This is a genomic window from Paenibacillus sp. GbtcB18 (assembly GCF_019091125.1).
GTDB lineage: Bacteria > Bacillota > Bacilli > Paenibacillales > NBRC-103111 > Paenibacillus_F > Paenibacillus_F chitinolyticus.
In genome coordinates this window covers 1-254 of the sequence record NZ_JAGXJX010000574.1, presented here as the reverse complement: position 1 = coordinate 254, position 254 = coordinate 1, and the positions used below count along the sequence as shown (strand labels likewise).

The following is a 254-nucleotide window of genomic DNA, read 5'->3' as shown; positions in this document are numbered from 1 at the left end:
AAAAAGAATTATATAAAGCAATAACAAATTTTCTAGATTATGCAAGAAAATTTGTTCCACCATCAACATTATATACATTAGACTACTATCGAAAAATTAAGCTAAAGGAAATAAATATAGAAAAGAAAAAACAGTATAGAAATAACAACTCTCATTTACAGAAAGTTAGTATACTTATTCCTACCAACAATAAACTTCATTACTTAGAATTAGCTCTAAAAAGTGCATTGAATCAAACATATGAAAATATTGTA

Annotated in this window: 1 pseudogene; it reads left to right on the top strand. The window is 23.6% G+C overall.

Annotated features, from left to right (window positions below):
- Positions 1-254 (top strand): annotated as a pseudogene (locus KVT34_RS30600) (glycosyltransferase family A protein); the annotation flags it as partial.